This window comes from Dyella sp. A6, assembly GCF_036320485.1.
In the GTDB taxonomy this organism is placed as follows: domain Bacteria; phylum Pseudomonadota; class Gammaproteobacteria; order Xanthomonadales; family Rhodanobacteraceae; genus Rhodanobacter_A; species Rhodanobacter_A aluminiiresistens.
In genome coordinates this window covers 1,610,600-1,624,396 of record NZ_CP132911.1, presented here as the reverse complement: position 1 = coordinate 1,624,396, position 13,797 = coordinate 1,610,600, and the positions used below count along the sequence as shown (strand labels likewise).

The following is a 13,797-nucleotide window of genomic DNA, read 5'->3' as shown; positions in this document are numbered from 1 at the left end:
CCTGGCCGCGGCGGAATGCCAGGGAGCGGAGGCTGGTGCTTGTTATGCTCGACAACCCCACCCAGGAGACCCGGCATGACCGCGGACCACGGCATTCACACGATCGACACCGGCTTCGTTCGTCCACGCTTCGACGCCGCCTACCTGCTGGTCGAGAACGGCCGAGGCGCATTCATCGACTGCGGCACCAACCACTCGCTCCCGCGCATGTTGGGCGCGCTGGAAACCGCAGGACTGCAGCCGGCCCAGGTCGACTGGCTGATCCTCACCCATGTGCACCTGGACCATGCCGGCGGCGCCGGCGAGCTGATGGCCAGACTGCCGAATGCCAGACTGGTCGTGCACCCGCGCGGCGCCCGCCACATGATCGACCCCAGCAAGCTGTGGGCCGGTGCCAGCGCGGTCTATGGCGAAGCGGTGATGGAGAAGAACTACGGCCACCTGCGACCGATCCCCGCCGAACGGGTCGTACAGGCGGACGATGGGCATGTCGTCGAACTGGCCGGTCGCCCCCTGCAATGCCTGGATACGCCCGGGCACGCCCGACACCACATCGCCATCCACGACCGTCAGGCCAATGTCTGTTTCACCGGCGACGTGTTCGGCCTGTCCTATCGCGAGTTCGACACGACGAAGGGTCCGTTCATCCTGCCCACCACATCACCGGTGCAGTTCGACCCCGAAGCCCTGCATGCCTCGATCGAGCGACTGGTCGCCTTGCATCCGGAAGCGATGTATCCCACCCACTACGGGCGGGTGGAGGACGTGGAGCGACTCGCTGGCGACCTGCACACGCAGATCGACGCGATGGTCGGAATCGCCCGCGCGACCGATGGCCGGCCGGACCGTCATGCGGCGCTGCTCGAAGCCCTCACCGACCTGTATGCCGGGCGCGCGGCGGCACACGGCTGGACCGGCGGACGTGAAGCCCTGCACACCCTGCTGGTGATGGACATCGAACTGAACGCGCAGGGTCTGGAAGTCTGGCTGGACCAGACCCGGCAGTAATGTCGCCGCGGGCCGAAATCAGGCCAGCCGTGCGCCGTTCGGCACCGGACGTTCGAGGGCCGTCAGCACGACGCCCTCGTCGGTATGGAATCCGGTAAGCAGGAACTGCGACAGGAACGGTCCGATCTGCTTCTCGGGAAAGTTGATCACGCCCACGATCTGCCGCCCGAGCAGATCCTCGGCCCGATACAGCGACACGATCTGCGCACTGGTCTTCTTCACGCCGTACGGACCGAAATCGACCCATACCTTCCAGGCCGGTCTGCGTGCCTCGGGAAACGCCTCTACCCGGGTCACCGTGCCGGCAACGATCAACACTTTCTCGAAATCGTCCCAGCCGATCGTTTCCGCCTGCGTCGTCATGCCGGCACTCATCCTTCCAGTCGCGTCTTCAGCCAGTCACGGCTTTCCTGCCACCAGTAGCTGGCCTGTGCGGCCAGAAAGCCCAGCGGCTTGCCGGCGCTGACCAGGCCGTAATCCGCGAACTGCCGCCAGGCCGGATCGTCCTCGGCAATCGCCGCCGCCAGCAGTTCACCCGCCGCGCAGGTCGGCGCAAGCCCGTGACCGCCGAATGCCTGGGCCCACCACAGGCCATTGCCGTCGCTGCCGAGCTGCGGCATCTGGTGGCGTGCATAGCTCATCAGGCCCGACCAGGCGTAATCGATGTTCACGCCCTCAAGCTGCGGAAATACCCGCAACAGGTCCTTGCGCAGCAGTCGCTTCACCGCATGCGGGGACCGGTTGCGGATGGCAATGCGGCCGCCCCACAACAGGCGCGTATCCGCCAGCGGGCGGTAGTAGTCGAACGCAAAGCGCGAGTCGTAGACCGCTGCACGGGTGCGCAGGCAGGTATCCAGCCGGGGTCCCAGTGGCTCGGTCGTCATCACGTAGGTGGCGATCGGCAGCACGGAACGATCGATACTGCGCTGCAGTCCGGCCAGATAACCGCCACACGCCAGCACCACCTGCTCGGCCAGCACCACGCCATGCGCCGTGTCCAGACGCCAATGCGCACCTTCACGACGCAGCCGCCAGACATCGCTGTTCTCGTGGATGCATACGCCCTGCCCGGCCGCTGCGGCAGCCAGGCCGATCGCGTAATTGAGCGGATGCAGGTGCAAGGCATTGCGCTCGTACAGGCCGTCCGCGTAACGACCGCTGTTCACGCGTTCGCGCAAACTGTCCTGCGGCAGCCAGTCCCACTGCGTGTCGTAGTGCGTCGCCAGCAATTGCTGGCGTTCGCGCAGCACGGCCGGATCACGGAACCAGTTGGCCCAGATCACGCCCTCGTCGACCACATCGCACGCGATCGCGTATTGCTCCACCCGTTCGCGGATACGCTGCACCGCTGCTGTGGTGAGTCCGAACAGTGACCGCGCACGAGCCGCCCCCAGCTGATCCAGCAAGGCCTGCTCGCCCAGCGAATAGCCGGCAAACACGAAGCCGCCGTTACGGCCCGACGCACCGAAACCGATCTGCTCGCGCTCGAGCAGCATGACATCGCGGACACCCCGCTCAGCCAACCCGAGCACGACATTGAGACCGGCATAACCGCCGCCCACCACCGCCACACGTACTTCCTGACGCCCCTGCAGCGGCACATACGTCTCGTACGGCGTGGCCGTGGCGCGATAGTAGGAAGGGACCGGTGGCTGCTTCATGAAAGCTGCGACTACGACCTTCGGAGGATGTACGTCGACTTGCACATGCCGGGCGCTATGAGGGTACCCGGCATGCGCGCGACTGGAAGTCAGAGTCCGGCGGCGAATTCGCGCACGGTGGCCGCCAGTACCGGGTCCTGCATCGCCATGTGCATGGTGGCACGCACCAGGCCTGCCTTGTTGCCACAGTCGAAGCGGGTTCCCTCGAAGCGGTAGGCCAGTACCTTGCCCTGCTCCGTCAGCAAGGCTTCGATCGCATCGGTCAGCTGGATTTCGCCGCCGGCACCGGGCGTGGTCTGCTCGAGCAACTGGAAGATGCGGCCGGGCAGCACGTAACGGCCGACCACGGCCAGATTCGACGGGGCATCCGCAGGCTTGGGCTTTTCCACCATGTAGCGGATACGTGCACTGCGTCCACCGACCGGCTCCGCATCGACGATGCCGTATTTGTCGGTCTGCTCGCGCGGGACTTCCTCGACCGCGATCACGCCCGCCTGCTCCGTCTCGGCCAATTCGGCCATCTGGCGCAGGGCGCCCTTGCCGCGGTTCCAGATCAGGTCGTCGGGAAGGATCACGCCGAACGGCTCATCGCCGACCACCGGCTTGGCGCACAACACTGCATGCCCCAGACCCAGCGCCTCGGGCTGGGTCACGAAGATCGCGCGCACATGCCGGGGCAAGGTGCCCTGCACCAGCGCCAGCAGTTCGTCCTTGCCCTTTTCCTGCAGCTTGGCCTCGAGTTCGTAGGCCTTGTCGAAGTAATCGGCAATGGCATGTTTGTAGCGGTTGGTGACGAACACCAGCGTGTCCGCACCCGCATCCACGGCCTCGTCCACCGCGTACTGGATCAACGGCCGATCCAGCACCGGGAGCATTTCCTTGGCAACGACCTTGGTGGCGGGCAGGAACCGGGTTCCCAGGCCCGCGACCGGGAACACCACCTTGCGTAACGGCTTACTCACACACTTCCTCCTGGTTCAAGACGTCGTATCGAAACCACGTTGTCGGGCTGCGCGGTCTCGCTCCAGCGGAACGATGGCAGCAGACCTGAAACGCAATCCCGCAGGGCATCTTCGTTGAACTCGGCCACGGCTTCGTTGGCTTTGACGAACTGCGCCTGCAGAAGCTCCCACGAAACCTGCCGGTATCGCGCCAGGAAGATCTTGGCGTGCCGGGTCGCGGTGTAGTTTTCCAGCGGGTGGAACAGTTCTTCGAATAGTTTCTCGCCAGCGCGCAGGCCGGTGTAGACGATGGGAATCTCACTACCGGGCTTTTTGCCGGCCAGCCGGATCATCTGTTCGGCCAGGTCGCGGATCTTGATCGGCTCGCCCATGTCCAGGGCGAAGATCTCGCCACCCTGGCCCAGCGCTGCCGACTGCAGGATCAGCTGGCTCGCTTCCGGAATGGTCATGAAATAGCGCGAGATTTCCGGGTGGGTGATGGTGACCGGCCCGCCCTTGCGGATCTGGTCGCGGAACAGCGGAACCACGGAACCGGCCGAGTCCAGCACATTGCCGAAGCGCACCGTGATGAAGCGCGTCGACGAATGCGCATTCAGGTTCTGGCACCAGATCTCGGCAATGCGCTTGCATGCACCCATGACACTGGTCGGGTTGACCGCCTTGTCGGTAGAGATCAGCACGAAGCAGTCCACGCCGCTGCGATCGGACAGGTCGGCCATCGTGCGGGTGGCCAGCACATTGTTGCGGAAGGCGGCGCGCAGCTGCCCCTGCAGCATCGGCACATGCTTGTAGGCCGCCGCGTGGAAAACGACCTGCGGCTTGGTTTGCGCAAACAGGTGCCGCATCGCCACACCGTCGCCGCAATCGGCCAGCACGCCGTTAAAGATCATCTCCGGGTAGGCCGCCCGCAGTTCACGGGTAATCCGGTAGAGGTTGTATTCGCAGGACTCGACCACGGTCAGCGAGTGCGCCCCGAGACGCGCTACCTGCCGGCACAATTCCGAGCCGATCGACCCGCCGCCGCCGGTCACCAGCACCCGATGGCCGGTGAGGTTTTCGCGGATGGCACTCCAGTCCAGCTCGACCGCATCGCGCCCAAGCAGGTCCTCGATGGCCACTTCCTTGATCTCATTGATCTGCGCCCTGCCGGCGACCACGTCCTCCAGCTTGGGGATGGTCCGGTACGGCAGGCCCGTACCATCACACAGTTCCACCACCCGACGCACTTGCGTGGTGGTGGCCGCCGGCAAGGCGATCAGCAGCATCTGCACCGCGGCTTCGCGTGCCACATCCGGCAATTGGTCCAACGTACCCAGTACCGGGACTCCGTTGATGCGCGCATCGCGCAGACTGAGCCGGTCGTCCACGAAACCGACAACGGTAAAGCGGCTGTCGCGCTGCAGATCGCGTAGCAGCGCCTCGCCCGCGCTTTCCGCGCCGACGATCAGGACACGCTGGCCGCCGTGGTTGGGGAACAGTGCCAGGCGGCTGTCCTTCCAGACGCGGTACAGCAGCCTAGGCATGCCCAGGCACATGGCCAGCACGAAAGGATAGAGCAGCAGGACCGAGCGCGGCACGCCCGTCAGGCGGTCATAGGCGAACAGGGCCACATAGATGGCGACCGCACCCATGACCACGGCACGCAGGATATTCCAAAGGTCCGGCAGGCTGGCGAAACGCCAGACCCCCCGGTACAGCCCGGTCCAGCCGAAAATGACACCCTGCACCGCCAGCACGATCGGAAACTCCAGCCGTGCGAACTGCAGGTGCGCTGCGGGGTCCAGTGCGTAGCGCAGTTCCTTGGCGATCCACCAGGCCAGCGCGGTCATCAACAGGTCGTGCAGCACGATGGCCGCTCGGGGATGAACGATGCCGATCGACTTACGGAATGACATGACGAACTTCCTGCACATGACGCCGCAGCAGACGGCGCTTCAGGGCCAGCCATGTTGCGGCCGCGGCCAGATAGGCCACGACGCAGAACGGCAAAGCCATCCTTGGGTCAATGCGGGAGGTCAATGCCAACGGTGACGCTATCAGGAGATTCCACCCCAGATAGATCGTAACCACCTGCTTATGCGACCGCCCCCGCCGCACCATCCACTGATAAAGATGCTCACGATGGGCAGTGTACCAGCGGCGCCCACGCAGCATCCGGCTCAACAAGGTTAGACTGGCATCAGTGACAAAGGCTGAACAGAGAATCAGCCCTGGCCAGAGCAGGTTCGGATCGACCTGCCACAACATGGCTATCAGCATGAAAATCAGCAGGCCTACGCTGCCGCTGCCCACGTCACCCATGAAAATCCTGGCCGGAGACCGGTTGTAGAACCAGAACCCTGCGCATGCCGCTGCCGAGCAGGCACAGGCGAGTCCCAACGGGGCCTGCCCGACCGAATACGACAGCACCGCCAACGTGGCGGTCACGAATACGCCCTGCTGCGCCAGCAGGCCGTCGATGCCATCCATGAAGTTGTGCAGGTTGACGCTCCAACCGCCGGCGATGACCAGGAACGGCCACCACCACCAGGACATCCCCGTCCGCAGCAGCAGCGCCGAGAACAGCGACGCCGCCAGCAACTGCACGCCGAACCGTGGCAGGACCGGCAGCGACCGATGATCGTCCAGCCAGCCGACTAGCGCGACCAGCAGCAATGCCACGGCCAGCCCCAAGGACATGGCCAGCGACCAGGGCGTAGGCGGCAGCAGCAATGCTGCCGGCACCGTGACAAGCACAGCCAGCACGATACCGATACCGCCGCCACGTGGCGTGGGCAAGCTATGCGATCGCCGGTAACCCGGATGATCGAGGATGCCACGCCGGTGCGCATATCCGATCGATACCCGTACCAGGCCGGCCGACACGAGTAGCGAAGCCAGCACCATCCCTACCGCCAGCGGCAACGACATCAGGGCCTCACTCGTTGGCGACGCCGTGGATGGGGCGGATCGTGCTCCAGCTCTTGCAGCTCGGACACTGCCAGTGATGTGCCTTCGCCCCGAAACCGCAGCGGCTGCAGCGGTACATGGCCTGTCCTTCCAGCAGCTTCCGGGTCAGGTCCCGCAGGATCAGGAAGTTTTCCCGGGCTTCGCCCTGGATCTTGTCCATGGTCGCGTCGATCAGAGCCATCAGTCCGCGCACCGACGGACGTTGCCTCAACTGCGAGGTCAGGAACTCGATGGCCGGCTTCTCGCCATCGCGCTGCTGGTAAAGCCGGGTCAATGCCAGCACCGGCGAAATGCCATGGTAGCGGGCAAGGATATCGCTGAGAAAATGCTCGGCACGTTCCATCTGGCCCGAACGTGCATAGGCGTCCAGCAACGGCGGCAGGATCTCCGGAACGAAGGCGATGTCCGCGTTCACGGCTTGCTCGTATGCATCCACGGCCTCGGCATGACGGCCCTCCTCGGCGTACAACCGACCTTCGAGCATGAATGCCCGAACGCAGTCGACCTGGCAATCGAAGGCCTGGCGAAGGTAGTCGCGGGCTTCGGCGCGTGCGCCGTGCTGACGTGACTGGTCGGCCAGCTCGCAGTAGAACTGCGCGATGATGGTGGACTCGTCCTCACCGGTCATCGCCTCCAGCCGGCGTGCATGCTCGATCGCCTTGTGCCAATCGCGTTCGTGCTGATAGATCGCGATCAGGTGGCGCAATGCGGAAGGCGCGTGGGCATTCATAGCGACCAGGTCGGCAAACAGCGTCTCGGCACGATCGAGCAGCCCGGCGCGCATGTAGTCCTCGCCCAGTTCCAGCAACGCGACGGTCTTCATGGCTTCGGTCAGGCCCGGACGCGACACTAGGTACTGATGCAAGCGGATCGCACGGTCGACCTCGCCGCGGCGGCGGAACAGATTTCCCAGCGCCAGGTGGGTCTCGACCGTGTCCCGGTTGTATTCGGCCAGCCGCAGGAACACCTCGATGGCCTTGTCCTGTTCTTCGTTCAACAGGTAGTTCAGGCCCCGGAAATAATCCGACGAAAGCTCGCTGACCCGCGCTCCCGAGCGTCGCGCGCCGGCTCGACGCGAGGTCAGCCAGCCGCTGACGAACGCCACCGGAATCAAGAGCGCCAGCAGGTAGATCGCGGTCATGCGTCAGTCGAAGCCCTGGAGTCGCGCTGACGCGCCTGCGACCGCTGCTTGCGGCGGTGACCCGACGACACGCCCAGCCATGCAGTCAATCCACCCAGCAGCCAGCCCAGCACGACGGCGCCGAGCAACGCCGCACCCTTCGGCAAATGGACTTGCGCAAAGCCGAAGTCATAGGTCACCAGACCGGCGTTGAGGGCCCCAAGGACCACGCCAACGGCAATGAAAAGCAGCAGGATGATGATCGCAATCGGTCGCATCCGCCGACTTTAACCGATTGCCATGATGCGGCACAGATACCGTCGCTGGACGACACAAGCCACAGGCCGTCAGACGGCATATCGGCCAGACAAAAAGAAAGGCAGAGCAGCACGTGGCCGCCTGCCTTGCCTGTTCCGGGTACGAGGGTGCAGCGTCAGACCGACGACTGCTCCAGCTTCATGTTCACGCGTTCGCGCAATTCCTTGCCCGGCTTGAAATGCGGCACATGCTTGCCCGGGAGTGCCACCGCATCACCCGTCTTCGGGTTGCGTCCCATGCGCGGCGGACGGTAATGCAGGGCGAAGCTTCCAAACCCCCGCACCTCGATGCGTTCGCCATGGGCGAGTGCGTGGCTCATCTGCTCGATCACGCTCTTGACCGCCAGCTCGACATCGCTAAACGCAAGATGGGTCTGACGCCGTGCAAGCGCCTCGATCAATTCGGATTTGGTCATGGGTCCCCAATGTCCGTGACGTGAAACAACACGGGGCGGCGCATGCACCGCCCCGTGTACTGCAATGGCTCTTAGTCAGCCTTGTTCAGCTGTTCCTTGAGCAGCGCACCCAGCTTCGTGGTGGCACCGCCCGAGGCCGAACCGTACTCGGCCATCGCATCCTGCAGATCGGCCTCGTCCTTCGCGCGGATCGACAGCGCCAGCTGACGGCCCTTGCGGTCCATGCCAGTGAACTTGGCTTCGACGGCATCGCCCACCTTCAGGTGCTGGGTGGCGTCGTCGATGCGCTCCTTGGCGATATCGTTGGCACGGAGGTAACCCTCCACACCATCGCCCAGGTCGATCACGGCGCCCTTGGCGTCGACTTCCTTCACCGTGCCGTTGACGATCGTGCCGCGCGGATTGCTGGCCATGAACTGGCCGAACGGATCCTGCTCCATCTGCTTGATGCCGAGGGAGATGCGCTCGCGCTCCGGATCCACGGCCAGCACCACGGCCTCGATCTCGTCGCCCTTCTTGAAGTTGCGCACCAGGTCCTCACCCGACGCCTGCCAGGAGATGTCCGACAGGTGGACCAGGCCATCGATACCGCCGTCCAGGCCGATGAAGATGCCAAAGTCGGTGATGGACTTGATCTGGCCCGAAACCTTATCGCCCTTCTTGTGCATGGCGGCGAAGGCTTCCCACGGATTCGAACGGGTCTGCTTGATACCCAGCGAGATGCGGCGACGCTCCTCGTCCACGTCCAGCACCATGACCTCGGTCTCGTCGCCGACCTGTACCACCTTGGCCGGGTTGACGTTCTTGTTGGTCCAGTCCATCTCGGACACGTGCACCAGACCTTCGACGCCCGGCTCGATCTCGACGAAGCAGCCGTAATCGGTGACGTTGGAGACCTTGCCGAACAGGCGCGAGCCCACCGGGTAACGACGCGAGATGTTGACCCACGGATCGTCGCCCAGCTGCTTCAGGCCCAGCGAAACGCGGTTGCGCTCGCGGTCGAACTTCAGCACGCGCACTTCCAGCTCGTCGCCGACGTTGACCACCTCGGACGGATGACGCACGCGCTTCCACGCCATGTCGGTGATGTGCAGCAGGCCGTCGATGCCGCCCAGGTCCACGAACGCGCCGTAATCGGTGAGGTTCTTCACCACACCCTTGACCACCGCACCCTCGTTCAGGCGCTCAAGCAGCTTCTCGCGCTCCTCGGAGAACTCGGTCTCGACGACGGCGCGGCGGCTGACCACCACGTTGTTGCGCTTGCGGTCCAGCTTGATGATCTTGAACTCGAGCTCCTTGCCCTCGAGGTACACCGGGTCGCGCACCGGGCGCACGTCCACCAGCGAACCGGGCAGGAACGCGCGGACGTCCTTGATATCGACGGTGAAACCGCCCTTGACCTTGCCGGAGATCATGCCGGTCACGGTCTCTTCCTTGTCGAAGGCCTCTTCCAGGTTGTCCCACACCATGGAGCGCTTGGCCTTCTCGCGCGAGAGCTTGGTCTCGCCGAAACCGTCTTCCAGGGCGTCGAGGGCAACCTTCACCTCGTCGCCGACCTGCACTTCCAACTCGCCCTTCTCGTCCTTGAACTGCTCGATGGGGACGATGCCTTCGCTCTTGAGGCCCGCGTTGATCACGACGACGTCGTTGCGGATTTCCACCACGATGCCGGTGACGATGGCGCCGGGCTTCAGCTTGGCGATGGCCTGCTGGCTCTGTTCAAACAGTTCGGCAAAACTTTCAGTCATGTTGATTCCAGATGAGAAAAAACCGTCTACCCGAATGCGCGCCGTCGGATGTAATGCGCACAGGCGGAACGGTCCACCGGTTGTGGGTGATTCGGAAAAGCCCCCGGCATGGGGACCACCTCGGCACCGTTGACCACAATCTTCTGCCGCGGCAGAAGCACGAAACCGCCGCGCAACGACTACCGCTGCACGACAGCAAGAACCTTGGCGACCACGTCCGCGATCGACATGCCGGTCGAATCGACCAGCACCGCATCCGCAGCCGGCTTCAGCGGCGCGACCGTCCGGGACGCATCCCGGGCATCACGCGCTTCAATTTCACGCCGAAGGCCGTCAAGTGTAACGCTCAGCCCCTTTCCCTTCAACTGCTTATAGCGCCTTTGCGCCCGCTCCGCGGCACTCGCGGTGAGGAAGACCTTGAACGGTGCATCGGGAAAGATCACGGTACCCATGTCGCGCCCGTCCGCAACCAGTCCCGGCGCCTTGCGAAAGCCTAGCTGAAGCTCCACAAGTGCTTGACGCACCGAAGGAATCGATGCAATCGCCGAGGCTGCCGCACCGGCAGTTTCGGTGCGCAGCTCATCGGTCGCGTCGTGACCGTTCACCAGCACCCGGGTATCCCCGCCATCCGGCGAGGCCATGAAACGTATCTTCATGGTCTGCGCGCAACGCGTCGCGGCATCGGCGTCCGACAGGTCCAGACCCTCTGCGCCGGCAACATAGCCTACCGCCCGATACAACGCTCCCGAATCCAGCAGATGCCAGCCCAGGTGATCGGCCACCAGTCGGCTGACCGTCCCTTTTCCCGATCCCGACGGGCCATCAATGGTCACTACCGGAGCGGGTACATTCGGACTCATACGGGGCCTGCGATATCCAGAGAGTCTGCTATCTTAACCCGTCGCTGAACCGGCAAGCGCCCTGCGCGCCCCATCCAACCGTCCCACCGGCCGCCACCGTTGCCAACGAACGATATCCGCCGCGAATTCGAGCAGGCCGTCGCCGACATCAAGCAATTGGGTCAGCGACCCGACAACGACACCCTGCTCAAGCTCTACGCGCTCTATAAGCAAGGCGCCGAAGGCGATATTCGCCAGGACCGTCCGGGGTTCTTCGATTTTGTCGGCACCGCCAAGCACGAAGCCTGGGCAAAGCTCAGCGGCATGCCGGCAGATGAAGCCATGCGGCGCTATATCGAACTGGCCCGGCAGCTGTTGACCTGAGCCATTTCACGCGCCCAGCCGGCAACCTGCAATCTCCACAGTCGTCATGCCCACCGGTCCACAAGTCTGGTATTGACTTGCTTTTGCCGCGTAGTCCCGGCACATTCATACGATCGTTTGAATGTGCGCCCACATGAACTACCCACACCTGTTCAAGCCGCTCGACCTGGGGCATGTCACGCTGCCCAACCGCATCCTGATGGGCTCCATGCACACCGGGCTGGAAGACAAGGCAAGCGATTTCGACGCGCTGGCCACCTACTTCGCCGAGCGTGCGCGCGGCGGCGTCGGACTGATGGTCACCGGAGGCATCGCACCCAGCGCCCGGGGCTGGCTGAAGCCTTTTGGCGGGCGCATGAGCATGCCCTGGCACAAGCCGCGCCACCGCAAGCTCACCGATGCCGTGCACGCCGAGGGTGGACGCATCTGCATGCAGATCCTGCATGCCGGGCGCTATGGCTATCACCCGCTGTCGGTCGCCCCGTCGCGCATCAAGTCACCGATCACCCCGTTCACGCCGCGCGAGCTGTCCGCTGGCGGCGTGGAGCGCACCATCCGCGATTTCGTACGCAGCGCCAGCCTCGCCCGTGAAGCCGGCTACGACGGCATCGAGATCATGGGTTCCGAGGGCTACCTGATCAACCAGTTCATCGCGGCCCGCACGAACCATCGCAGCGACAGCTGGGGTGGCGATGCCGAGCGGCGCATGCGCTTCCCTGTGGAAATCGTGCACCGCACGCGCGCCGCTGTAGGGCGCGACTTCATCATCATCTACCGGCTTTCGATGCTCGACCTGGTCGAGGGCGGGCAGTCATGGGATGAAGTCGTCGCACTGGCGAAGGCCATCGAAGCAGCGGGCGCCTCCATCATCAACACCGGTATCGGCTGGCACGAGGCCCGGGTTCCCACCATTGTCACCAGCGTGCCGCGCGCCGGCTTTGCATGGGTGACCCAGAAGCTCAGGGGCGAGGTTTCGATACCGCTGATCGCCACCAATCGTATCAACATGCCAGCGGTGGCCGAACAGGTTCTGGCCGAAGGCTGCGCGGACATGGTCTCGATGGCGCGCCCGCTGCTGGCCGACCCCGATTGGGCGAACAAGGCCCGGATCGGCCGCGCCGACCGCATCAACACCTGCATCGCCTGCAACCAGGCCTGCCTCGACCACGTATTCCAGAACCGCCGTGCCAGCTGCCTGGTCAATCCGCGTGCCTGCCACGAGGCCGAATTGCGGATCGAGCGCACCAGCCAGCCAAAGCGCATGGCCGTGATCGGCGCCGGCCCGGCCGGCCTGGCATGCGCGACCACGCTGGCCGAGCGTGGTCATGCAGTCACCCTGATCGACCGCAGCGAGGAGATCGGCGGTCAGTTCAATTACGCCAAGCGGATTCCGGGCAAGGAAGAATTCCATGAGACCCTGCGCTACTTCCGGCACCGCCTGGACGACCTGGGCGTCACCGTCCAGCTCGGGCAAACGGCTTCGGCGGAATCCTTGCAGGCCGACGGATACGATGACGTGGTCGTGGCTACCGGCGTGACGCCGCGCCATGTGAATTTCCCCGGCAGCGACCACCCACGCGTCCTGGGTTATCTGGACGTGCTGGCCCGCGATGCAACGGTGGGGCCGCGTGTCGCCATCATCGGTGCCGGCGGCATTGGTTTCGACGTGGCCGAATTCCTTGCCGAACACTCGCCATCGCCCAGCACCGACGTGGCGCGCTGGAGCCGCGAATGGGGCGTGGATACCACCATGTCCGCACGCGGCGGCTTGACTCCCGCCATGCCGGAAGCCAGCGACCGCCAGCTATGGCTGTTGCAGCGAAGCGCCGGCCGGCCGGGCAGCCGGCTCAACAAGACCACCGGCTGGGTGCACCGTGCCACGCTCAAACACAAACACGTGACCATGCTCGGTGGCGTTACCTACCAGCGCTTCGACAACGAAGGACTGCATATCAGCATCGAGGGCAAGACGCAGGTGCTGGACGTCGACCATGTCATCGTCTGCGCAGGGCAGGAACCGAACCGGACACTGGCGGACGAGTTGATCGCGCTCGGTGTATCCGCGCATGTGATCGGCGGCGCGGACCTGGCGGCCGAACTGGATGCGAAACGGGCCATCGACCAGGGGACCCGGCTCGCCCTAAAGCTCTGAAGCAAGGGCGGCGGCGAAGGTCCGCCGCCCCGCCACCCGGCGCAAGGGATGGAATCCGCCTGATAAAGGGTCGCCAAGCCAAGGTTTCGGAGAAGAAAATGAAGCGCCCCGCGAGCGACGCGTCAGCAAAGGCCCTTTGGGGGATGAGGCCGATGCTGCATGGATAGCGTCGCTGCGGGGCGAGGGTCACGCCACCCGGGGGGAGGGGGTTGGTGACGTGACGGGCGTCACTTTATGATCG

At 64.4% G+C, this 13,797-nt stretch carries 13 protein-coding genes; 3 read left to right on the top strand and 10 right to left on the bottom strand.

Going from position 1 to position 13,797, the window contains the following annotated elements; genetic code table 11:
• The first annotated feature begins 75 nt into the window (after window positions 1-75).
• Complete coding sequence (locus RA164_RS07095; protein WP_329743251.1) at window positions 76-1,008, top strand: MBL fold metallo-hydrolase; 933 nt, start codon at window positions 76-78, stop codon at window positions 1,006-1,008.
• An 18-nt stretch (window positions 1,009-1,026) separates the two neighbouring features.
• Here the strand turns inward: RA164_RS07095 and RA164_RS07090 are convergent, their stop codons facing one another.
• From RA164_RS07090 to cmk, 10 genes are all read right to left on the bottom strand, one after another.
• Window positions 1,027-1,371 carry a tRNA-binding protein gene (locus RA164_RS07090; protein WP_329743250.1) on the bottom strand — a complete coding sequence of 115 codons (345 nt, stop codon included), beginning with the start codon at window positions 1,369-1,371 and terminating at the stop codon, window positions 1,027-1,029.
• Between the two features lie 8 nt (window positions 1,372-1,379).
• Complete coding sequence (locus RA164_RS07085) at window positions 1,380-2,669, bottom strand: NAD(P)/FAD-dependent oxidoreductase (protein WP_329743249.1); 1,290 nt, start codon at window positions 2,667-2,669, stop codon at window positions 1,380-1,382.
• An 89-nt stretch (window positions 2,670-2,758) separates the two neighbouring features.
• Entirely contained in the window at window positions 2,759-3,631 is an 873-nt protein-coding gene (gene galU / locus RA164_RS07080; RefSeq protein ID WP_329743248.1) for a UTP--glucose-1-phosphate uridylyltransferase GalU, read from the bottom strand.
• Window positions 3,628-5,526, bottom strand: a complete 1,899-nt coding sequence (locus tag RA164_RS07075) for a polysaccharide biosynthesis protein (RefSeq protein WP_329743247.1) — start codon at window positions 5,524-5,526, stop codon at window positions 3,628-3,630. The genes galU and RA164_RS07075 overlap by 4 nt, the downstream gene beginning before the upstream one ends.
• Window positions 5,513-6,310, bottom strand: a complete 798-nt coding sequence (locus RA164_RS07070; protein ID WP_329743246.1) for an MraY family glycosyltransferase — start codon at window positions 6,308-6,310, stop codon at window positions 5,513-5,515. The genes RA164_RS07075 and RA164_RS07070 overlap by 14 nt, the downstream gene beginning before the upstream one ends.
• A 238-nt stretch (window positions 6,311-6,548) precedes the next feature.
• Window positions 6,549-7,721, bottom strand: coding sequence for a lipopolysaccharide assembly protein LapB (lapB, locus tag RA164_RS07065; protein ID WP_329743245.1), 1,173 nt, complete (start codon window positions 7,719-7,721; stop codon window positions 6,549-6,551).
• Window positions 7,718-7,978 (bottom strand): LapA family protein, encoded by a 261-nt coding sequence (locus RA164_RS07060; RefSeq protein WP_329743244.1) that lies wholly within the window; start codon window positions 7,976-7,978, stop codon window positions 7,718-7,720. The genes lapB and RA164_RS07060 overlap by 4 nt, the downstream gene beginning before the upstream one ends.
• A gap of 155 nt (window positions 7,979-8,133) precedes the next feature.
• A complete protein-coding gene (locus RA164_RS07055) occupies window positions 8,134-8,433 on the bottom strand; it encodes an integration host factor subunit beta (protein ID WP_412731073.1) in 300 nt (99 codons plus the stop codon).
• 71 nt (window positions 8,434-8,504) lie between these two features.
• Window positions 8,505-10,181: a 30S ribosomal protein S1 gene (gene rpsA / locus RA164_RS07050; RefSeq protein ID WP_329743242.1), complete on the bottom strand. Its 1,677-nt coding sequence runs from the start codon at window positions 10,179-10,181 to the stop codon at window positions 8,505-8,507.
• 179 nt (window positions 10,182-10,360) lie between these two features.
• Window positions 10,361-11,041, bottom strand: a complete 681-nt coding sequence (cmk, locus tag RA164_RS07045; RefSeq protein WP_329743241.1) for a (d)CMP kinase — start codon at window positions 11,039-11,041, stop codon at window positions 10,361-10,363.
• A 99-nt stretch (window positions 11,042-11,140) separates the two neighbouring features.
• Between cmk and RA164_RS07040 the strand changes: the two genes are divergently transcribed.
• A complete protein-coding gene (locus RA164_RS07040) occupies window positions 11,141-11,404 on the top strand; it encodes an acyl-CoA-binding protein (protein ID WP_329743240.1) in 264 nt (87 codons plus the stop codon).
• Window positions 11,405-11,537: 133 nt separating this feature from the next.
• Window positions 11,538-13,556: an NADPH-dependent 2,4-dienoyl-CoA reductase gene (locus RA164_RS07035; RefSeq protein ID WP_329743239.1), complete on the top strand. Its 2,019-nt coding sequence runs from the start codon at window positions 11,538-11,540 to the stop codon at window positions 13,554-13,556.
• The last annotated feature ends 241 nt before the right edge of the window (window positions 13,557-13,797 follow it).

Bases quoted from the DNA above. Each gene is read 5' to 3' on its own strand.
- RA164_RS07095 (WP_329743251.1), top strand. From the start codon at position 76: ATGACCGCGGACCACGGCATTCACACGATCGACACCGGCTTCGTTCGT.
- RA164_RS07090 (WP_329743250.1), bottom strand. From the start codon at position 1,371: ATGACGACGCAGGCGGAAACGATCGGCTGGGACGATTTCGAGAAAGTG.
- RA164_RS07085 (WP_329743249.1), bottom strand. From the start codon at position 2,669: ATGAAGCAGCCACCGGTCCCTTCCTACTATCGCGCCACGGCCACGCCG.
- RA164_RS07075 (WP_329743247.1), bottom strand. From the start codon at position 5,526: ATGTCATTCCGTAAGTCGATCGGCATCGTTCATCCCCGAGCGGCCATC.
- RA164_RS07070 (WP_329743246.1), bottom strand. From the start codon at position 6,310: ATGTCCTTGGGGCTGGCCGTGGCATTGCTGCTGGTCGCGCTAGTCGGC.
- lapB (WP_329743245.1), bottom strand. From the start codon at position 7,721: ATGACCGCGATCTACCTGCTGGCGCTCTTGATTCCGGTGGCGTTCGTC.
- RA164_RS07060 (WP_329743244.1), bottom strand. From the start codon at position 7,978: ATGCGACCGATTGCGATCATCATCCTGCTGCTTTTCATTGCCGTTGGC.
- RA164_RS07055 (WP_412731073.1), bottom strand. From the start codon at position 8,433: ATGACCAAATCCGAATTGATCGAGGCGCTTGCACGGCGTCAGACCCAT.
- rpsA (WP_329743242.1), bottom strand. From the start codon at position 10,181: ATGACTGAAAGTTTTGCCGAACTGTTTGAACAGAGCCAGCAGGCCATC.
- cmk (WP_329743241.1), bottom strand. From the start codon at position 11,041: ATGAGTCCGAATGTACCCGCTCCGGTAGTGACCATTGATGGCCCGTCG.
- RA164_RS07035 (WP_329743239.1), top strand. From the start codon at position 11,538: ATGAACTACCCACACCTGTTCAAGCCGCTCGACCTGGGGCATGTCACG.